This is a genomic window from Burkholderia sp. D-99 (assembly GCF_011605345.1).
Lineage (GTDB): Bacteria > Pseudomonadota > Gammaproteobacteria > Burkholderiales > Burkholderiaceae > Burkholderia.
Genome location: NZ_JAAOXM010000002.1, coordinates 247,800 through 266,342, shown reverse-complemented (window position 1 = coordinate 266,342; position 18,543 = coordinate 247,800). Strand labels below are relative to the sequence as shown.

19 protein-coding genes are annotated in these 18,543 nt (G+C 67.0%); 7 read left to right on the top strand and 12 right to left on the bottom strand.

The features are described from left to right. The first annotated feature begins 24 nt into the window (after positions 1-24). The 3 genes from HAV18_RS08275 (at position 25) to HAV18_RS08265 (ending at position 3,302) form a co-directional block, all read left to right on the top strand. Positions 25-237, top strand: coding sequence for a DUF3311 domain-containing protein (locus HAV18_RS08275; RefSeq protein ID WP_166954609.1), 213 nt, complete (start codon positions 25-27; stop codon positions 235-237). Beyond that, positions 234-1,712, top strand: a complete 1,479-nt coding sequence (locus tag HAV18_RS08270; RefSeq protein WP_166954607.1) for a sodium:solute symporter — start codon at positions 234-236, stop codon at positions 1,710-1,712. The genes HAV18_RS08275 and HAV18_RS08270 overlap by 4 nt, the downstream gene beginning before the upstream one ends. A gap of 105 nt (positions 1,713-1,817) precedes the next feature. Further along, positions 1,818-3,302, top strand: a complete 1,485-nt coding sequence (locus HAV18_RS08265; RefSeq protein ID WP_166954605.1) for an amidohydrolase family protein — start codon at positions 1,818-1,820, stop codon at positions 3,300-3,302. Between the two features lie 163 nt (positions 3,303-3,465). Here HAV18_RS08265 and HAV18_RS08260 read toward each other — a convergent pair whose 3' ends face one another. Further along, positions 3,466-4,548 (bottom strand): DUF1176 domain-containing protein, encoded by a 1,083-nt coding sequence (locus HAV18_RS08260; RefSeq protein ID WP_166954603.1) that lies wholly within the window; start codon positions 4,546-4,548, stop codon positions 3,466-3,468. 340 nt (positions 4,549-4,888) lie between these two features. Between HAV18_RS08260 and HAV18_RS08255 the strand changes: the two genes are divergently transcribed. After that, on the top strand, positions 4,889-5,551 hold the full coding sequence (locus tag HAV18_RS08255) for a hypothetical protein (RefSeq protein WP_166954601.1): 663 nt from the start codon (positions 4,889-4,891) through the stop codon (positions 5,549-5,551). Positions 5,552-5,972: 421 nt separating this feature from the next. Here HAV18_RS08255 and HAV18_RS08245 read toward each other — a convergent pair whose 3' ends face one another. Next, positions 5,973-6,341 (bottom strand): putative quinol monooxygenase, encoded by a 369-nt coding sequence (locus HAV18_RS08245; protein WP_243771579.1) that lies wholly within the window; start codon positions 6,339-6,341, stop codon positions 5,973-5,975. 218 nt (positions 6,342-6,559) lie between these two features. After that, entirely contained in the window at positions 6,560-7,288 is a 729-nt protein-coding gene (locus tag HAV18_RS08240) for a GNAT family N-acetyltransferase (protein WP_243771578.1), read from the bottom strand. An 18-nt stretch (positions 7,289-7,306) separates the two neighbouring features. Here HAV18_RS08240 and HAV18_RS08235 point away from each other — a divergent pair, with 18 nt between their 5' ends. Further along, complete coding sequence (locus tag HAV18_RS08235; RefSeq protein WP_166954599.1) at positions 7,307-7,690, top strand: hypothetical protein; 384 nt, start codon at positions 7,307-7,309, stop codon at positions 7,688-7,690. Positions 7,691-7,744: 54 nt separating this feature from the next. Here HAV18_RS08235 and HAV18_RS08230 read toward each other — a convergent pair whose 3' ends face one another. The 4 genes from HAV18_RS08230 to HAV18_RS08215 all read right to left on the bottom strand — a co-directional run bounded on the left by HAV18_RS08230 (position 7,745) and on the right by HAV18_RS08215 (position 11,720). Further along, positions 7,745-8,164 carry a RidA family protein gene (locus tag HAV18_RS08230; protein WP_243771577.1) on the bottom strand — a complete coding sequence of 140 codons (420 nt, stop codon included), beginning with the start codon at positions 8,162-8,164 and terminating at the stop codon, positions 7,745-7,747. Between the two features lie 344 nt (positions 8,165-8,508). Then, a complete protein-coding gene (locus HAV18_RS08225; RefSeq protein ID WP_166954595.1) occupies positions 8,509-9,279 on the bottom strand; it encodes an ABC transporter substrate-binding protein in 771 nt (256 codons plus the stop codon). Between the two features lie 143 nt (positions 9,280-9,422). Then, complete coding sequence (locus HAV18_RS08220) at positions 9,423-10,652, bottom strand: cyanate transporter (protein ID WP_166954593.1); 1,230 nt, start codon at positions 10,650-10,652, stop codon at positions 9,423-9,425. A 198-nt stretch (positions 10,653-10,850) separates the two neighbouring features. After that, positions 10,851-11,720: a helix-turn-helix transcriptional regulator gene (locus HAV18_RS08215; protein ID WP_166954591.1), complete on the bottom strand. Its 870-nt coding sequence runs from the start codon at positions 11,718-11,720 to the stop codon at positions 10,851-10,853. Between the two features lie 95 nt (positions 11,721-11,815). On the opposite strand from HAV18_RS08215, the gene HAV18_RS08210 reads away from it, so the two are divergent. Beyond that, positions 11,816-12,709 carry an SDR family oxidoreductase gene (locus HAV18_RS08210; RefSeq protein WP_166954589.1) on the top strand — a complete coding sequence of 298 codons (894 nt, stop codon included), beginning with the start codon at positions 11,816-11,818 and terminating at the stop codon, positions 12,707-12,709. A 59-nt stretch (positions 12,710-12,768) separates the two neighbouring features. Here the strand turns inward: HAV18_RS08210 and HAV18_RS08205 are convergent, their stop codons facing one another. From HAV18_RS08205 to HAV18_RS08180, 5 genes are all read right to left on the bottom strand, one after another. Next, on the bottom strand, positions 12,769-13,758 hold the full coding sequence (locus tag HAV18_RS08205; protein ID WP_166954588.1) for a zinc-dependent alcohol dehydrogenase family protein: 990 nt from the start codon (positions 13,756-13,758) through the stop codon (positions 12,769-12,771). Between the two features lie 123 nt (positions 13,759-13,881). Next, the gene (locus HAV18_RS08200) at positions 13,882-14,784 is read right to left on the bottom strand and encodes a LysR family transcriptional regulator (RefSeq protein ID WP_166954586.1); all 903 of its coding nucleotides are present in this window, start codon (positions 14,782-14,784) and stop codon (positions 13,882-13,884) included. A 102-nt stretch (positions 14,785-14,886) separates the two neighbouring features. Continuing rightward, on the bottom strand, positions 14,887-16,266 hold the full coding sequence (locus HAV18_RS08195; RefSeq protein ID WP_166954585.1) for an FAD-containing oxidoreductase: 1,380 nt from the start codon (positions 16,264-16,266) through the stop codon (positions 14,887-14,889). A gap of 341 nt (positions 16,267-16,607) precedes the next feature. Next, on the bottom strand, positions 16,608-17,186 hold the full coding sequence (locus HAV18_RS08185; RefSeq protein WP_166954583.1) for a hypothetical protein: 579 nt from the start codon (positions 17,184-17,186) through the stop codon (positions 16,608-16,610). A gap of 48 nt (positions 17,187-17,234) precedes the next feature. Further along, positions 17,235-17,699, bottom strand: coding sequence for a GNAT family N-acetyltransferase (locus HAV18_RS08180; RefSeq protein ID WP_166954582.1), 465 nt, complete (start codon positions 17,697-17,699; stop codon positions 17,235-17,237). A 151-nt stretch (positions 17,700-17,850) separates the two neighbouring features. On the opposite strand from HAV18_RS08180, the gene HAV18_RS08175 reads away from it, so the two are divergent. Beyond that, the gene (locus tag HAV18_RS08175; protein WP_166954580.1) at positions 17,851-18,489 is read left to right on the top strand and encodes a LysE family translocator; all 639 of its coding nucleotides are present in this window, start codon (positions 17,851-17,853) and stop codon (positions 18,487-18,489) included. The last annotated feature ends 54 nt before the right edge of the window (positions 18,490-18,543 follow it).

Sequence of the window (18,543 nt, the reverse complement as noted above, 5' to 3'; positions counted from 1 at the left end):
GCGCGTCTTCCGCAGGAGGCTCACATGAAATTCAAACTGTTGCTGGCGGCTTTGCCGTTCGTCGGGATGTATGCGGGCGGTTCGATTGCCGAGGTGCGGCCGCTGGTGTTCGGGCTGCCGTTCCTGCTCGTCTGGAACCTGATCTGGATGGCGGCGACGGCCGCGATCCTCGCGATCCTGTTCCATCTCGACGAGCGCGACGCGGCCCGCGCGGGCCGTTCGGGAGACGCGCGATGAACGCTTCGATCATCATCATCGCGGCGTTCGCCGTGTTCGCGCTCGCGATCGGCGTGATGGCGCGCCGCGGCCGCAAGCTCACGCTCGAACAGTGGGCAGTCGGCGGCCGCGGCTTCGGCTCGCTGCTCACGTTCCTGCTGATGGCCGGCGAGGCGTTCTCGACGTTCTCGTTCCTCGGCGCGAGCGGCTGGACCTACAGCAAGGGCGTACCCGCGTTCTACATCCTGTCGTACGGCTGCCTTGCGTTCGTGATCGGCTACTGGATGTTGCCGGCGGTCTGGCGCTACGCGAAAGAGCGCGGGCTCGTGTCGTTCGCCGACTACTTCGCGTCGAAGTACGACAGCCGCGCGATCGGCGTGCTGGTGTCGGTCGTCGCGGTGTTCGCGATGGTGTCGCTGCTGATGATCCAGCTGCGCGGGCTCGGCGTGATCGTGTCGGAGATGTCGTACGGGCTGATTCCGCAGGCGGCCGCGATCTGGATCGCCGCGACGCTGATGGCCGTGTACATGGTCGTGTCGGGCATCCACGGCTCGGCGAGCATCGCGATCTTCAAGGACGTGCTGATCCTCGCGATCGCGATCTTCCTCGGCCTGTACCTGCCGATGCATTACTACGGCGGCCTGGGCGAGATGTTCGCGAAGATCGACGCCGTGCATCCCGAACTGCTGCGCATGCCCGAGCACGGCTTCAACCTGAGCTGGTACAACTCGACGATCCTGCTCACGTCGCTCGGCTACTACCTGTATCCGCACGGCTTCACCGCGATCTACGTCGCGAAGGACGAGCGCGCGCTGCGCCGCAACGTGATCCTGATGCCGCTGTACCAGGTGCTGATCGCGTTCCTGTTCCTCGTCGGCTTCGCGGCCGTGATGACCGTGCACGGGCTCGAAGGCGCGCAGGCCGATCTCGCGCTGCTGCGCCTCGTGAAACAGACGTTCCCCGCGTGGTTCGTCGGCATCGTCGGCGGCACCGGGCTGCTCACCGCGCTGGTGCCGGGCTCGCTGATCATGCTGAACGCCTCGACGACGATCGCGCGCAACATCTACCGTGATGGCTTCGCGCCGAACGCGACCGACCGCGAGGTGACGCGCGTCGCACGAATCGCGCTGCCGATCTTCACGCTGGTGGTCGTCTACTTCGTGCTGCGCGGCGGCGCGACCTTCGTCACGCTCGCGATCTTCTCGTCGAGCCTGCTCACGCAGCTCGTGCCGATGCTCGCGTCGAGCTTCCTGACGCGGCCGTTCGGCACGCGTGAAGGCGCGTTCGCGGGCATCGTCGCCGGTGCGATCGTGATCGCGATGACGAACTACTATGGCGTGACGCTCGCGTCGCTGTTCCCGGGCGCGTCGAACACGCTGACGTCGATCAACCCCGGGCTCGTCGCGCTCGCGGTGAATGCGGTGGTGTTCATCGTGATCAGCGCGGTGCAGCGCAAGCTGAAGGCGCGTATCGCGGCGCCGGTCGGTTCGGCGTGAGCGCTTTTCATGCATGACGCCGTCGCCGGGCCGCCGGGGTTCCGCCCGATGGCCCGGCCGCTGGACGGCAGCAAGACCCATCGAACCACAACAGGACACTGAGCGATGACTACCGAGGACAAGCGAGGGGACAACCGGGACCACAACCGCGAAGCGATCGACACGCTGATCGCGAACGGCTGCGTGATCACGATGGACCCGCAGCGACGCGTGATCGAGAACGGCGCGGTCGCGGTGAAGGGCGAGCGCATCGTCGCCGTGGGCGGCACCGATGAATTGCAGGCGCGTTACCGCTCCGCGCGCACGATCGACGCGCGCCGCAAGGCCGTGCTGCCGGGCCTGATCGATGCGCATGCGCACGCGGGCCACGCGATGCTGCGCACGATCGGCGGCGCCGACGGCGATGCGTGGTCGGCCGCGGCCGAGACGATCTATACGCGCGCGTCCGATGAAGCGTTCTGGGAAGCCGAATCGCATCTCGCCGCGCTCGAACGGCTGAAGGCCGGCGTGACGACGGGCGTGTCGCTGCTGGGCGGCGGCAATTCGATCATGCGCGTCGACGATCCGGTCTATGCGCGGCGCCATTGCGACGCGGTCGTGCGCACCGGTACGCGCTCGATCGTCGCGGTTGGCCCGTCGCGCCCGCCCGCGCCGCGTGCCTATACGCGCCACACGCCGGACGGCAGCGACACGCGCGATATCGGTTTCGACACGATGTACGACGTATGCGAGCGCATCGTCGACGAATGCCACGGCGATGCCGATGGCCGGATCCGCATCGCGCTCACGCTGCCCGTGTACGGGCCCGAACACGATCCCGAGCTCGCGCAGTACGAGCGCGACTTCCGCGATCAGGCCGCGCGCTACGGCGCGCTCGCGCGCGAGCGCGGGCTGACGTTCACGCAGGACGGCCACCGCGCGGGCACGCTCGCGTTCGCGCATCGCGAGCTCGGCTTGCTCGGCCCGGCGTCGTTCATGTCGCACAGCATCGACCTGACCGACGACGACATCGCGGCGTGCGTCGAGACCGGCACCGCGATCGTCCACAACCCGAGCGCGATCATGTCGATCATCGGGCGCTGCCCGGTGCCCGAGCTGATCGATGCGGGCGTGACGGTGGCGATCGCGTCGGACGGCGCGGCGCCCGATCGCGGCTACGACATGTTCCGCCACATGTGGCAGTGCATGCATTACCACCGCCGGCATTTCCGCGACCCGGACGTGCTGCCGCACGGCAAGGTGCTGGAGATGGTGACGATCGATGCGGCGAAGGCGCTGTCGATCGATCACGAGGCCGGTTCGCTCGAAGCCGGCAAGCTCGCCGACATCATCCTCGTCGACCTGTTCCGGCCGCACATGATGCCGATGAACATGCCCGTGTACCGCGTGACGTGTTTCGCGAACGCGGCCGACGTGTGCATGACGATGGTGGGCGGAAGGGTGCTGATGGAGGATCGGCGCGTGTTGTCGGTCGACGAGCACGCGGTGCTCGAACGGGTGAACGAAGTCGCGGAAATCACGATCGAGCGCAGCGGGCTGCGCCATTTGCTCGACGAGCCGAAGACGCTGTGGGGGCGCAGCCGCTACTGAGCGATCGGGCGGGCGTGGTCGTGCGGCGGCGTGTCGGCGCGGCCGGCCCGCTCGTTCGTTCGGCAACGCCGCCCGGATCGTCGACGATGCCGTGGTCAGCCGCCTCCAGTGCGGTCGCGAGAACGACCGTATCGCATCAGCGTCATCGAAAGTGATCGCTGGCTTACTTCCTTCGCGACCGATAGAGCGTGGGCCAGTCGCCTCCTTGAACGCCACCACACGTTTTCTGCTGCGACTCAGCCGACATCCGGAACGCATGGCCATCCCAGATCCAGCTGGCCTGATAGCCGCAATCGGCCAGCCCGCGTCCCTTGCCAAAAGTCGACAGGGTGCCGGTAGCCGGGTCGAAGGACGGTTCGGTCAGTGAAGGGTCTGAAAAGCCCCCTTCAGGGATCGGCAGTTTGACGGGCTCCGGTTTTCCGCCACCGATGCGCGGGGCGATGAACACATCCGACGAACCCTGGTAGGCGCCCATGACGCATGGAAGAAACACGAGCGCCTTGCTCTTGTCGAGTGCATACGCTGTTTCATGGAGATACCGTGACGCATTCTCCTCACAACTGCTGGCATCCCGGATACGTTTCGCGCGCGCGATCAGGCGCTCTTCTTCTTCTTGATCGGACAACTGCGATGCGATCTTCCGTTCCGGTACGACGGGTAGCGGCGGTGCGGGCGTGACCTGGGACGCGGGGGCAGGCCCCTTGCGGATCAACGCGGTAGTTCCCCCGATGCGCCCTTGCCGGTCATCGACACGCAGCAGCGCGGCGACCATGCCATCGAGCGGAACATAAGCGCTTGCATCCTCGCCGAACTGAAGCTTCGTGCCGTTGCGAAGCCGTGAGACGAAGGCTGCCACGGCCGCCGGTCGCGTGGTCGACAACGTCGCTATCCCGTTGTCTAATTTCGCGCGCCAGGCCGAGTCGTCCAGCCGCAGCGGCGCGTCGTCGACGCGCAGGTCATCGAGATTGATGCTGGTGTCGGTGGCGACGCTCAGCCGTACCGTGAGCGTGCCGTTCGGCCCGGCCGCGCGAATGAAGCGCAAGTCTGCGCCGGTCTCGCCACCGTTCGCGAGACCCTTCGCCTCGCAGGTCAAGCCGTTGTCGCAGGCGACCAGCCATGACTTGTAGGTGTCGTAGCTGGGCGTGCTGGGTTCCTGGGCAGGCGCGGCGCTGGCGACGAGCGGCACGGCTGCGCTGGCGAAAAGCGCAATGAGCACTGTGCTCACCGCGATGGCGCGAGTCTTCATGTGCTTCCACGGAGTTGAGGATGACGTGAATCGTAACGCAAGTGATGTGCGGGAAATGAAAAGGCATTCAGGTGCGGTGCTGTTTGAATCGACGCAAAAGCCGAAGCAAAAGCAAATGCTTCACGAATGACAGCGGTCGACTCGACCTTGCGTGATGCCGAATTGACGATGGCGTTATTGCCGCATTGTTCTGCATACGTGCGCTCGCCGATTTTTCGTTCCGGTTACGTCACGAACCCCGGGTACCGTTCGATTGATTGCAACGTGCCGACACGCCCGCGCCGGGGCTGGTTGTAACATGCGTGATGATGAATCGGACCCACCTTGACGGAGCAAACGCATGGAGCCGGTAGGTATCTACGCTTCTGTATCGATTGACAAGACACGGTTGAATCAGTTCTATGCCGACTGGGGTGATGCACTGATCGACGATGTTCGATGCATCCTGGGCAGGAAGCCGGGCCTGCAGCCGGACGGTTATGGCGGATACACGGATCCGGCGACCGGGTGGTATCACAACCCCGGCAACAAGCTGGTCGTCCGGTATGACGAAGCCACGCAGACGCTGTTCTATTTCTACCAGCTCGAATTACGCGATCCGGACCGCATGGCCGGCATCCCGTCCTTTCAGGCATTTACCCGCATTGCCGGGTATCGGGACGCAGCCGGTGCGGACTATGTCGCGTTCTCGCCGAGTGCGCCGAATTTCCTGAGCGACGGGTTCTGGCGCGTCTATCGATTCACGCACGACGGGCTGAGCACGATTGAAACCGATGCGCTTCCGGGCGATCGACAGCGCGAGATGGACAGGTTGTCCTGGCAATACTATTGGGGGCCGATTGAAGCGATGTTCGAGAGGTCGGACCGACGCGAGGACGTTTCCTATTTCAATCACTTCTTCCCGCAACATTGCTTTGACCCGCCGCTTCTGTCGTTGCTGGGTATCGACATGCCGACCAACGATCCACGAATGACGCCGTCGCCATATCCGCGCAGTGACTGACGATGCGCTGATTCCTTCCTGATGCGGGCACCCGCAGTTTCAGTCACGGCGTGTCTGCGTCACGCGCGATTGGGGCCGAGCGCATTTTCGCTCCGATGGTTGCCTAAACACGGCAGGCCTGCGTGACGGATAAAATCCGTCACCATTCGGACAGGTGCCGACACATACCGGTATTTTGGACAGACGAGGCCGACGTCTTTGACTTCGTTCAACGAATCGTCGAGCACGGTGGTTATGTCGGGATGCCAAAGTTCGCCGGCAAGTGAAGCCCGAGTGAACAGGCCGATTCCGACACCCGCCAGCGCACCGGCGCGAAATGTTCCGATGTTGTTCGAAGACAGGTTGCCGCGAACGGCCTTTCATCGCCGAACGCGGGCACCTGCGAAGCGCCCCCCGGAATTCGCGACGAACGCTTTTCCACCTATGCGACGCGCTCGGGCATCAATCGCACCACCGTTGCCGGTGCCGCCCTGAACCCCGGGCTGCGCGCATCGTTGGCGACCATATGCGGCGTCGCGTCGTGAGCGGCCAGCGCGGCCGCCGACGCCCAGCGCTCGATCAGCACGAACCGGTTTTCATCGTCGGCGACGGGATGCAGGTCGTACTGGAGGCACCCGGGTTCCGCGCGAACGATGGGCGCGAGGTGTTCATACGCGGCAATCTGCTCGTGACGCTTTCCGGGAAGGGTTTGAATCGAGATGACGAGCAGCACCTCGTCTGCGCTGTTCCGGCCTTGATGATCGACTTCGTTCATGGCGACTCCTGGCTCATATGACGTGATGCCGGACAAGCGAGGCGCCGCAAATGCGAAGAGCCCCGTCTTTTGCCGGCGGGGCCCTGGTGACATGCAGCTGCGAAGATTACCGCGTGCGCATCCCGGACGACCCACCGTTGCCGATGGTCGTCGTTGTGGTGATGCTTGCGAAGGGGATCGGATCGAGCTGCATAAATTCAAGATAACGCGATCGGCCGGGGCGCGTCAATCGCCCCGGTTCTCGATCCATCGCGTCAGCGACGGTAGATGAATTCCAGATCGGTCGAATCGCCGACCTTGAAATCGTACGTGCCGACGCGCGTGAACCCGGCCTTCTCATAGAACGCGATGGCCTTCGCGTTGCCGGACCACACGCCGAGCCATACCGGGCCGGGGCGTTCCGTTGCGAGATAGTCCAGTGCGGAGTCGAACAACGCGCGCCCGGCGCCGGTCCCTTGCGTATCCCGCCGAAGGTAGATTTGATGGATCTCCCCCGAACCGTCGGCGACTTCCGGGTGCGGGAGCTTGCACGGCCCCACGTGTGCATAACCCACCAGCTGCCCGTCGTCGCTTTCAGCGACCCACGTGCGGCACTCGGGATCGTCGAGCTGGCCCGTGATCGCTTCCACCGAATAGGTGCGGGTCTCGTACGCAGCCAGGTCGTTCGGTGGGTAGTCGATGTCGAAGCCATCCTCCAGAAAGGTTTCGCGAAACGTGTCGCGCTTCAATTCGGCCAGCGGGATGGCATCGGACAGGGTTGCAACGCGGATCAGCATGGAGGATTGCTCGGTTCGTGGGTCGGGCAGACAGTTTATCCCGGGTGACATCCGGTTCGCGAGCGCCCGGTCGACCCGCGTGCGCGGTGTGTCAAGAGCTATGGTGGTCGCCTGACCGTCGCGGCGGCTCGAATCACCGGCACGGCGGTCAAGTCGATGACGATGCCGGTGGTTGACCGTCGACGGACATGCTAGGATTTTCCACAAACAACTTCGGAGACTGCAATGCCGTTCATCTGCGAAAACGTTGAATGCCGCGCCGTGCTCGCTCGCGGGCAGATCAGGCCCCATCAGGAGGATGCGGGGTGGTGCTTCTACTGCCCGGACTGCAAAGCCAGGAACGAGTTGATGAATGTCGACATGGCCGGCGGGGCGGTCGAGCTGATTCAGCCGGAGCGGGCCAGCCCGCCGCACAAGGTGGTTGCGACGGCCCGTCCGCTGGAGGATGGCAAATACGCGGCGCAGTTGAGCGTTCAGCGGGCGCTCGCCGTGAAGGGAACGTATGCGGCCGAAGAGCACTGGGATCAGCTCGGTGTGTTCGGCGACGCGCAGGAGGCTGTCGAACACGCGAAGTCTTTCGCGACCGACCTGTTGCAGCGAGCGGCGTAGTCGCGCCATTCGATGCGGGCGGTGCGTGCATGTCGCGATCGTACGCGACATGCCTCATCGCTTGTCCACCACGGCGATACAGTCGATTTCCACGAGGAAGTCCGGATTCGGCAATGACGCCACGATTGCGGTACTTCGGGCCGGGAATTTCCCGGCCTGGAAGTAACCCGCGTAGATGCGGTTCATTTCCTTGAAGTCTTCACGCCGCACCAGCATCACATCCACCTTCACCACGCGATCCCAGCCCGTGCCTGCGGCCTTGAGGATTCCGGTGACGTTCTCCATCGCCTGAGTCATCTGCCTGGTGAAGTCGCCGACCGCGAGCTTGCCGTTCCGGTCGTAAGCGGGAATGCCCGAAACGAACAGAAGATTGCCGGCTTTGACGGCCGGCGCGAGCGGCACGGGGATCACGTACTGATCGGGGGCCTGCACATATTCCAGCGGTGTCCCGGCGGAAGCGGCTTGCTGACCCATGGGTGTCGTGCAGCCGCACAGAAGGAAACCGGATCCGATGAATCCGGCAGCAAGGCAGCGCGTTCGCATCGTGTTTTCTCCCGGGAGCGGTACGCTACGCGATCCGGCAGTGGGCGCCTGGCGAGACAGCGGATCGTGATCTCTTTCAGACAGTTCAGGAAACGGAAAAACGAAAGGTTAGGCTTCTTGCGCGGAATGGCGTTGCATCGCGAGGTGCGGATGGCGGGCGCTGCGTTTGTCCTACGAAAAAGCCGACCGACGATCGACCTCGGCAGGTCGTGAACGTGAAGAAGGGGCGTGGTGCTTGCGCGTACCACGCCCCTTCGTGTGTTCCGCTTCCGCGGTCAGTTATAGATATCGAATGAAAAATACTTTTTCGCGATCCGCTGGTACGTCCCGTCCTGGATCAGGCTCGCGAGTGCCTGGTTGATCTGTGTGCGCAGCGCGTCGTCATCCTTGCGCACACCGATCGCCGAGCCCACGCCGAGCGTCTTCGGGTCGTGCAGCGGCGGCCCCGCGAATGCGAAGTTCGCGCCCTTCGCGGTTTTCAGGAAACCGAGATCGGCCTGCACCGACGATTGCAGCGACGCATCGAGCCGCCCCGACAGCAGGTCCTGGTAGACGAGATCCTGCGTCTGGTACGTGCGGACGATCACGCCCTTCGGCTCCCAGTACGTGCGTGCATAAGTCTCCTGCGTCGATCCCTGTTCGACGCCGACGCTCTTGCCCTGCAGCGATTCGGGCGTCGGCTGCAGGTTCGAGCCGCGCCGCGCGACGAGCCGGGGCGGAACGTTGTTGATCTTGTCCGTGAAGGCGATCTGCGCGAGGCGTTTCTCGGTCACGCTCATCGACGACAGCACGCCGTCGAACTTGCGCGCCTTCAGCGCCGGGATCATCCCGTCGAATGCGTTCTCGACCCACACGCAGCGCACCTTCATCCGTTCGCAGATCGCATTGCCGAGATCGATGTCGAAGCCGACGAGCTTGCCGTCGGGTGCGAGCGATTCGAACGGCGCATAGCTGGGGTCGACGCCGAGGCGCAGGACGGCCGGGTCCTTCGCGGCGACGGCGCCTGCCGTCAGCGCGAGCGCAATGGCCAGAACGAGCTTTTTCATGATTGTCTCCAATACCGGTCGATGTTGTTTGTGGTGAAGCGAACTGGCGGCCGACAGGCGTGACTGCCCGCGCCCGGCCACGCGCGGGCGGCTGGACGCTTCGCCGCAAGCGGCCGGCGAAGCGTCCGGATTCGAAGGGGGTTTTAGCGGGCGGCGCCGGTGATGCGCACCATGCTGTGCCGGTAGCCGGCGGGCGAGAACGCGGCGTTCAGTGCGGCCATCGCGGCGATCACGCCGAGATGCATCCACCATGCGATCGCGAAGCCGCCGCCTGCGTCGCGCAGCCAGCCGATCAGCCAGGGGCTCGCCGCGACGGTCAGGAAGCCGATGCCCTGCACGAACGCGGCGAGCGCGCCTGCGAGCCGCGCATCGGGCAGGTGGTCGAGCGTGACGATCAGGCTCATCGAGAAGAAGCCGCCGAGCCCGAGGCCGACGCTCGCGACCCAGAACCACGGCGCGAACGCGGGCAGCGTCGCGAACCCGGCGAAGCCGGCCGCCTGCAGCGCGAGCGTGAGCCACAGCACGGCACGGCGGTCGGGCGAACGTTTCGCGAGCAACGGCATCGCGAGTGCACCGGTCGCCTGGAACAGCGCCATCCATGCGAGCAGGTTGCCGCTCGCTTGCGGGCTCATGCCGATGCTGCGGTAGAACGCGGGCAGCCATGCGACGAGGCTGGCGTAGCCGCTGTTGCTGAGCCCGAAGAACAGCGCGAGCTGCCACGCACGCGGAATGCGGGCGAACGCGGTGAGCGGCGCCGACGCCGCTGCGGCGTGCACGGCGTCGCGCGGCGCTTTCGCGCGCCACAGCGCGAGCGTGACGAGTGCCGGCACGGCCCACACGGCGAGCGCGAGATGCCAGCCGCCGTGCGCGGCGAGCCACGGGCTCGCGACCGCGCCGAATGCGCCGCCGCCGACCAGCGCGGCCGAATAGAGGCCCATCGCGAGCGGCAGCCGGCCGGCGAACCAGCGCTTCGCGAGGCCGGGCACGAGCGCCTGGACCACGGCGACACCGGCGCCCGCGACGATGGCCGTCGCGATCAGGCCGGCGCTGCCGCCGGTCCACAGGCGCGCCGTGCAGCCTGCTGCGATCAGTGCCAGCGCGACGGACAGCGCGCGTTGCTCGCCGACGCGTCGCGCGAGTCCGACACCGATCCCGGCGACGACCCCCATCAGCACGAACGGCAGCGTGGTCAGCAGCGCGGCCGCGCGAAAGCCGAGGCCCGTGTCGGCGCGCACGATGTCGAGCACGGGGCCGAACGCGGTCAGGAACGGACGCAGGTTGAGGCCGGCCAGCACCAGCAGCGCGAGCGCGCCATAGGACACGGAAGCCGCATGCGGGCGGCGGACAGCTTGCGCGGTGCCGGGATCGGACATCGGGATGCTCCAGGGAGGGGCCGGTGGCCCAGTGATGCGATGCCGAAAGGGTAAGCGCGCGCTACGCCAGGAGAAAATTAAATATTCGACTGGGAATCAGTGCGGAATGCGATGGATTCGCGCGAGGCGACGGGGGCCGGATGGGCGTGGCTGGCGGGGCGGGGGCAAGGGGGAACTAGCGGCGGATGTCACGCGTCGTCAGGCTGCCGGCGCGCGCTGTTCTCCCTGCCGTTCTCCCGCGTGTTCGCGGGCCGCGACGAGTGCTCGAATGCGCGCGCGGTCGGCCGGCGTCGCGGGCGTGAAGATCACGAGGCTCAGGTCGGGGCGGCCCGTGACCGAGAACGCCGAATAGTCGAGCGCGATCCGGCCGGCCTGCGGATGGCGGATTTCCTTCGTGCTTTCGTCGTGCGCATGGATATCGTGGTCGCGCCACATCGCATCGAATTCGGCGCTCGTTGCCCGCATCTCGTCGACGAATGCCTGCACGGCCTGCGTCGCGCCGCCGCGCGCGACGTCCGCGCGAAACGCGCCCACCGCGAAGCGCGCGACGCGTTCCCAGTTCGGCTGGGCGTTGCGCACGCCGTCGTCGACGAAGATCAGCCGCAGGATGTTGCGCGCGGGCGGCGGCAGCGTCGCATAGTCGGTCAGCGTCGCGGCCGCGGCGACGTTCCATGCGACGACGTCCCAGGTCGCGGTGCGCACGATCGCGGGGCTCGCATCGAGCGAGTCGAGCACGTTCTGCAGGCGCGGCGTCACGCTGGCCGGTGCGTGATAGCGCACCTCGGGCGGATGGCCGACACCGATCAGGAACAGGTGCTCGCGTTCTGCGTCGTTCAGCAGCAGCGCGCGGGCGAGCCGGTCGAGTACGTCGGCCGACGGCGCGCCGCCGCGCCCCTGTTCGAGCCACGTGTACCACGCGGCGCTCACGTGCGCGCGCTGCGCGACTTCCTCGCGCCGCAGGCCCGGCGTGCGGCGGCGCGTGGCCGGCAGCCCGAGCGCGGCCGGGTCGAGTTTCTCGCGGCGGTCCCGCAGGTACGCGCCGAGCAGGTTGTCGGGGGCGTCGGCCATATCCTGTTAGTTCGTTTACCGGTAAACCGTCACGTCTTCACCGCGAGCGGCCGTCGACAGATAGTAATCCTCCATGCCATCAGGAGGTGCTGAACATGCGTGTCTTTGTTACTGGAGCGTCGGGATTCGTCGGCTCCGCCGTGGTTGCCGAACTCGTTGCCGCCGGGCACTCGGTGCTCGGTCTCGCGCGGTCCGACGCGGCCGCCGCGTCGGTTGCGGCGGCTGGCGCCGACGTCCATCGCGGGTCGCTGGAGGACCTCGACAGCCTCACGCGCGGCGCCGAAGCCGCCGATGCGGTGATCCATACGGGATTCAATCACGACTTCTCGCGCTTCGCGCAGAACTGCGAGCTCGACCGTCGCGCGATCGAGACGATCGGCGCGGTACTCGCGGGCTCGGCGCGGCCGCTGGTCGTCACGTCGGGTCTCGCGCTCGTCGCGCCCGGGCGCGCGGCGACGGAAGACGATCCGCACGTGCCGGTGTCGTCCACCTATCCGCGTGCGTCGGAGGCGACCGCGGTCGCGCTGGAAGCGCGCGGCGTGCACGCGTCGGTCGTGCGCCTGCCGCCGTCCGTGCACGGCGACGGCGATCACGGCTTCGTGCCGCGCCTGATCGCGTTTGCGAGGGAAAAGGGGGTATCGGCCTTTGTCGGCGATGGCAGCAATCGCTGGCCTGCCGTGCACCGGCTCGATGCGGCGCGCGTGTACCGGCTCGCGGTCGAGCGCGGCGTGGCCGGTGCGCGCTATCACGCGGTCGACGATACGGGCGTGCCGTTCCGCGACATCGCGGACGTGATCGGCCGGCGGCTCGACGTGCCGGTCGTCGCGAAAACGGCGGCTGAAGCCGCCGAGCACTTCGGCTGGTTCGCGATGTTCGCGGGGATGGATGCGCCGGCAACGAGCGAGCGCACGCGTGCATCGCTCGACTGGGCGCCGACGCAGCCGGGGCTGCTGGCCGATATCGACCGGCCGCGGTATTTCGAAGGCTGAGCGGGCGGCGGGCGGGGCGTCGCTTGCAACGGGCCCGCCCGCCGTCCGCTCGACACCCTTCAGACCGTGACGACGATCTTCCCGACCTGCGCACCGGCTTCCATGTATCGATGCGCTTGCACGATGTCGTCGAACGCGAACGTGCGATCGATCAGCGGCTTCAGTGCGCCGGCCGCGAGCCCGTCGACGATGAAGCGCTTCGCGCGCTCGAGCCGCTGCGCGTCGCCGGTGATCTCGAACAGCTCGTAGCCGCGCAGCGTCAGGTGGCGTGCGAGCAGGTCCATCACGGGCACCGGGATGTCGCGCGTGTCGAGCGCCCCGTACTGGAAGAACGTGCCGTTCGTGGCCAGCGCGCGCAGCAGGTTCGCCGCGTCCGGGCCGCCGACCGGATCGAACACGAGGCGCACACCGGTGCCGCCGGTGATGTCCGCCACGCGCTGCGGCAGGTCGGCGGGGCTGCCGACGATCACGTGCTGCGCGCCCGCGTCGAGCAGCGCCTGACGCTTCGATTCGCTGCGCGTCAGCGCGATCGGCACCGCGCCGGCGTAGTTCGCGACCTGGATCGCCGCTTGTCCGACGCTGCTCGACGCGGCGCCGATCAGCACCGCGTCGCCGCGCCGCAGCCCGCCGAGTTCGATCAGCGCGCCCCAGGCCGTGACGAACATCATCCACGTCGCGGCTGCTTCCTCGAAGGAGAGGCTGTCCGGATGCCTGACCACCGCATGCGCGGGCACGTTGACGAGCTCGCCGTACATCCCGTAGTCGGCGAACGAGAACGCCGGCACGACGCTCACCGCATCGCCTTCGGCGAACGCCGTCACGTTGCGGCCGACCGTCGCGACGATGCCCGCTGCCTCGTAGCCGAGCGCCGCGGGGAGGCGCGGCATGAACGTGTATTCGCCGCTGCGGTACATGACTTCCGCGCGATTGAGGCCGATCGCCTTCACGCGCAGCTGGATTTCATCGGGGCCCGGCGCGGGCACGTCGACGTCGTCGATCTGCAGGACTTCAGGGCCGCCGATGCGGTGGAAACGAACGATGCGGGACATGGATGGCTCCTTCAATGAACGGGTGTCGATGAAGGAGCACTGTAGGCGGGTACCCGTGCCGGATAAACGCACGGCCGGATCATTGATTGTTATTCGAAGAATAACAATCGACGCGCACCTGTTCTACGCCGGATAACGCCGCGCAAACAGCTCGGTCAGCCAGTCGATGAAGGCGCGCACCTTGTCGGGCAGATGCGCGCGGTTCGGGTACAGCACCGAAACCGGCTTTGGCACGGCAGGCACGCCGGGCAGCAGTTCGATCAGCAGGCCCGAGTCGATGCTCGGCTGCAGTGCGGGCCGCAACGCATGCACGATGCCGAGGCCGGCCAGCCCGCAGGACAGCAGCGCTTCCGAGTTGTCCGTGAGCAGGCTGCTCGCGAGCTTTACCGCGACCGTTTCGCCGTGCGGGCGGAACGTCCATTCGAGCACGCGGCGATTGCTGCCGGTAAAGAAGTTGACGGCACGATGCGCTCGCAGGTCGTCGAGCGTACGCGGCAAACCGTGGCGGGAGACATAGGCGGGCGACGCGCACGTGACCATCGGCACCGCGCCGACCGTGCGCGCGACCATGCTCGAATCCTTCAGCGTGCCGACCCGCACGACGCAGTCGATGCCTTCGCTGATCAGGTCGACCGGCTGGTCGCTCGCGCCGAGCACGAGCTCGATCTGCGGATAGCGCTGCTGGAAATCGGGCAGTGCCGGAATCACGACCGTCTTCGCCAGCGCGAGCGCGATGTCGACGCGCAACCGGCCTTTCGGCATCGCGCGCTGTTTCGGGAACGACGCGAACGCGTCGTCGATGCTGCCGAGCAACTGCACGCAGCGCGCATGGAACGCCTCGCCTTCGGCGGTCACGCTGACGCGGCGCGTGCTGCGGTTCAGCAGCCGCACGCCGAGTTCCTGTTCGAGCTGCTGCACGGCTTTCGTCACGGCCGGCCGATGCAGTTGCAGCGCGTCGGCGGCCTGCGTGAAGTTGCCGCGTTCGACGATCTGTACGTAGATCTGCATCGCTTGCAGGCGGTCCATGGCGCTCCCGGGTGTCGTGGCGAGCGGCCATCTTCGCATACCGCCCGGCACCGCAGTGACACTGCTGCGACACCCGCGCGCGGCCGCCCGTCAGGCGGCGCGTCATTCGACTGGATGCAGATCCTGAAGCAGCGTCGGCACGAGCTCCGAGACGGTCGGGTGGATGTGCATCGCGCGGCTGATCGTCGTGTACGGCGCGCCCGCGGCCATCACGTCGAGCATCCCGTGCACGACTTCGTCACCCGTCACGCCGAGGATCGACGCGCCGAGGATCGCATGGCTGTCCGCGTCGACGATCACCTTCATGAAACCCTGGCTCTCGCCTTTTTCCACCGCGCGGCCGACGCGCGTCATCGGGCGCGTGCCGACAAGCAGCCGGCGGCCCGTCTGCTTCGCTTCCGCGAGCGTCATGCCGACGCGGCCGAGCGGCGGATCGATATACATCGCGTACGCCGTGATGCGGTCGGACACCTTGCGCGGATCGTTGTCGAGCAGGTTGGCCGCGACGATCTCGTAGTCGTTGTACGCGGTATGCGTGAACGCGCCGCGCCCGTTGCAGTCGCCGAGCGCCCAGATGCCGGGCACGTTCGTGCGCAACTGCTCGTCGACCTCGATATAGCCGCGCGCGTCGGTCGCGATGCCCGCACGATCGAGCCCGAGATCGTCGGTGTTCGGCACGCGTCCGACCGCGAGCAGCAGGTGCGAGCCCGCGACCTCGCGGCCGCCGCCGGCGCAGTCGAGGCCGACCGCGATGCCGGTGCCGTCGCGCCGTGCGTTCAGGCAGGTCGCGTCGAGCTGCACGTCGATCCCTTCGTTTTCGAGGATTTCGCGCACGGCTTGCGACACGTCCTCGTCCTCGCGGCGGATCAGGCGCGAGCCCTTCTCGACGATCGTGACCTGCGACCCGAAGCGGCGATACATCTGGCCGAATTCGAGCCCGACATAGCTGCCGCCGACGATCACGAGATGCTCGGGCAGGAAGTCGACGTCCATCATCGTCGAGTTGGTCAGGTACGGCACCGTGTCGAGGCCCGGCATCGCAGGCACCTGTGCGCGCCCGCCGACGTTGATGAAGATGCGTTCCGCTTCGAGCAGTGCGTCGCCCACGCGCACCGCATCGGCGCGCTCGAAGCGGGCGTGACCCTGGAACACGGTGGTGTTCGCGAGCCCGCGCACCCATTGCTCGACGCCGTGGTTCGAGCGGCCGGAGATCTGGTCCTTGCGCGCCTTCACGGCTTTCATGTCGACGGTGACGGGGCCGCCGACCGACACGCCGTATTCGGCGGCCCGCCGCGCGAGGTGCGCGGCGTACGCGCTCGCGATCAGCGTCTTGGTCGGAATGCAGCCGGTGTTCACGCAGGTGCCGCCGAAGCGGCCGCGCTCGATGATCGCGACCTTCATCCCGGCGGCGGACAGCCGCGCGGCGAGTGGCGGCCCGGCTTGCCCGGTGCCGATGACGATCGCGTCGAAGTGTTGCGTCATGACGTCCTCCTGTGCGGGTGCAGCGAGGGAACGGGCGGGCGAGCCGCGTGCGATGCCGGCGCACGGTCGCGCGACGGCGAGCGCTTATGGTAGCCCTGTTGGCGTGCGCTCGCGAGCGCTGGCGGGGCGGGAGAGGCGGGAGAGGCGGGAGAAGCGGGAGAAGCGGGACAAGCGGGAGAAGCGGGAGAAGCGGGACAAGCGGGACAAGCGGGACAAGCGGGACAAGCGGGACAAGCGGGACAAGCGGGACAAGCGGGAGAGGCGGGGCGCGACGGAGTCCGGCCGTGCCCGCGCCGGCCGGCGTGCGATACAAGCGCTCGCGACGCGTTGCCCTGGTCGCGTCAGTCCTTGCGCTTCCACTGATCGAACGACACCGGCCGGTGCGCGTCGGCGCGCGTGACGGTGACGTGGTCGGGCTGGTCGTCGAGCGGAAACGATTCGGTGACGATCTGGTTCGAAAATACCCAGCCGCGCGTGTGCGGGTCGTAGCGGAATGTCACGTAGTCGCTCCAGTGCTGTCCGCACGCGACGAAGTTCTGCACGGTGAAATAGCGGCCTTTCACCGCGAAGCCGTTGTCGGCGGCATCTTCGGGATCGAACGGATCGCACTGGCCGCCTTCGTTCGCGCGCAGCACGACCTGGTCGTTGCGCGCGGCGAGCCGGAGTGCGTGGTCGGCCTGCTCCTCGAAGATCAGCAGCGGGCGCGGCGACGGTTGCTCGCGCGTATCGATCTCTCGATGTACGACGACGAGGAAGCTGTGCCGTCCGTTGTCGAGATCCGGCCCGGCATGCGCGAGCAGCGGCTGGTAGCCGGGCGGCAACTGCGCGGCGATCGACTTCGGCAGGTCGCCGGCGCGGGCATCGAGCGATAGCGCGGCGAGCAGCGGGACGAGCATGATGGGCAGGTAAATAGCGCGCATGACGGGGTGTCCGGTTAAAAGAAGGAGGGGGGTGCCGATCGCGCAGGGCTACAGATCCCGCCCGAGAAATTCGGTGCCCGGCACCGGATTGAACGTGACCGGCGGCGCGGGCGTGAAGCCGAGCGACGCATACAGTTGCCTCGCGGCCACGAACTCGGGCAGCACGTCGAGACACATGCGCGCATAGCCGGCCGCCTTCGCGTCGAGCAGCAGCCGTTCGACGAGCTGGCGGCCGACGTTCAGCCCGCGCGCTTCGGGGCGCACATAGACGCGCTTCATTTCGCACGTCGTGCCGTCGATCTCGCGAAACGCCGCGCAGCCCACCGCGCGCTCGCCGTGCCACGCGAGCAGCAGCCGCCCGCGCGGCGCCGCGTACTTGCCGGGCAGTGCGGCGATCTCGGGCTCGTAGTCCTGGAATGCGAGGCTGACGGTCGGGCTCGCGATGTACTCGCGGAAGATCGCCTCGACGACGCGGGCGTCGTCGGGATAGCGGGCGGCGCGGATCTCGATCATGGTGGGCGGCGCGAATGGCGGGAAAGAGGGCCAGCATAGCAGCGCAACGCGGCTTTCGGCCATGCGCAAAGCGTGCCAGAATCAGCGGCTCGACCGTCGGAAGCGACACGCAGGCGTCGGCGATTCGGCGTCGCTCACCAAGGAGATTTCGATGACTGCATCGGCTGCCGTACTCGCCATCCTGGCTGCGCTGTTTCTCGGCGCGATGATCCCGGGCCCGAGCTTCGTGCTGGTTGCCCGCAATTCGATCGGGCTGTCGCGCCGCGACGGGCTCGCCACCGCGCTCGGCATGGGCATCGGCGGCATCGTGTTCGGCGGCGTCGCGCTGGCCGGGCTCTATACGCTGCTGCAGGCCGTCGAATGGCTGTATGTGGGCCTCAAGGTGGCGGGCGGCGCGTACCTGATCTACATGGCGTCGAAGATCTGGCGCGGCGCCGACCGGCCGATCGCGATGGACGATCCGCAGGCGCTGGCCGGCGGCAGCGCGCGCAAGTCGTTCTGGACGGGCCTCACGACCCAGCTCAGCAACCCGAAGACGGCGATCTGGTACGGCAGCATCTTCGCGGCGCTGCTCCCGCAGCATCCGCCGCTGTGGTGCTATCTGGCGCTGCCGCCGCTCGTGTTCGGCGTCGAGTTCGGCTGGTACACGATCGTCGCGCTGTGCTTTTCCACGCGCCGGCCGCGCGAGCTCTACCTGCGCGCGAAGAAGTGGATCGACCGCGTCGCGGCCGGCGCGATCACGCTGCTCGGGCTGCGGCTGATCCTGAATGCGCCAAAAGCGGGGATCTGACCGCGTCCATTCCTGATCTGCATCCCACGGCTGCCGGCCATTCCCGTGGCTGGC

Excerpts from the sequence above, each read along its gene's own strand:
- HAV18_RS08275 (WP_166954609.1), top strand. The coding sequence starts at position 25 with ATGAAATTCAAACTGTTGCTGGCGGCTTTGCCGTTCGTCGGGATGTAT.
- HAV18_RS08270 (WP_166954607.1), top strand. The coding sequence starts at position 234 with ATGAACGCTTCGATCATCATCATCGCGGCGTTCGCCGTGTTCGCGCTC.
- HAV18_RS08265 (WP_166954605.1), top strand. The coding sequence starts at position 1,818 with ATGACTACCGAGGACAAGCGAGGGGACAACCGGGACCACAACCGCGAA.
- HAV18_RS08260 (WP_166954603.1), bottom strand. The coding sequence starts at position 4,548 with ATGAAGACTCGCGCCATCGCGGTGAGCACAGTGCTCATTGCGCTTTTC.
- HAV18_RS08255 (WP_166954601.1), top strand. The coding sequence starts at position 4,889 with ATGGAGCCGGTAGGTATCTACGCTTCTGTATCGATTGACAAGACACGG.
- HAV18_RS08235 (WP_166954599.1), top strand. The coding sequence starts at position 7,307 with ATGCCGTTCATCTGCGAAAACGTTGAATGCCGCGCCGTGCTCGCTCGC.
- HAV18_RS08230 (WP_243771577.1), bottom strand. The coding sequence starts at position 8,164 with ATGGGTCAGCAAGCCGCTTCCGCCGGGACACCGCTGGAATATGTGCAG.
- HAV18_RS08225 (WP_166954595.1), bottom strand. The coding sequence starts at position 9,279 with ATGAAAAAGCTCGTTCTGGCCATTGCGCTCGCGCTGACGGCAGGCGCC.
- HAV18_RS08220 (WP_166954593.1), bottom strand. The coding sequence starts at position 10,652 with ATGTCCGATCCCGGCACCGCGCAAGCTGTCCGCCGCCCGCATGCGGCT.
- HAV18_RS08215 (WP_166954591.1), bottom strand. The coding sequence starts at position 11,720 with ATGGCCGACGCCCCCGACAACCTGCTCGGCGCGTACCTGCGGGACCGC.
- HAV18_RS08210 (WP_166954589.1), top strand. The coding sequence starts at position 11,816 with ATGCGTGTCTTTGTTACTGGAGCGTCGGGATTCGTCGGCTCCGCCGTG.
- HAV18_RS08205 (WP_166954588.1), bottom strand. The coding sequence starts at position 13,758 with ATGTCCCGCATCGTTCGTTTCCACCGCATCGGCGGCCCTGAAGTCCTG.
- HAV18_RS08200 (WP_166954586.1), bottom strand. The coding sequence starts at position 14,784 with ATGGACCGCCTGCAAGCGATGCAGATCTACGTACAGATCGTCGAACGC.
- HAV18_RS08195 (WP_166954585.1), bottom strand. The coding sequence starts at position 16,266 with ATGACGCAACACTTCGACGCGATCGTCATCGGCACCGGGCAAGCCGGG.
- HAV18_RS08185 (WP_166954583.1), bottom strand. The coding sequence starts at position 17,186 with ATGCGCGCTATTTACCTGCCCATCATGCTCGTCCCGCTGCTCGCCGCG.
- HAV18_RS08180 (WP_166954582.1), bottom strand. The coding sequence starts at position 17,699 with ATGATCGAGATCCGCGCCGCCCGCTATCCCGACGACGCCCGCGTCGTC.
- HAV18_RS08175 (WP_166954580.1), top strand. The coding sequence starts at position 17,851 with ATGACTGCATCGGCTGCCGTACTCGCCATCCTGGCTGCGCTGTTTCTC.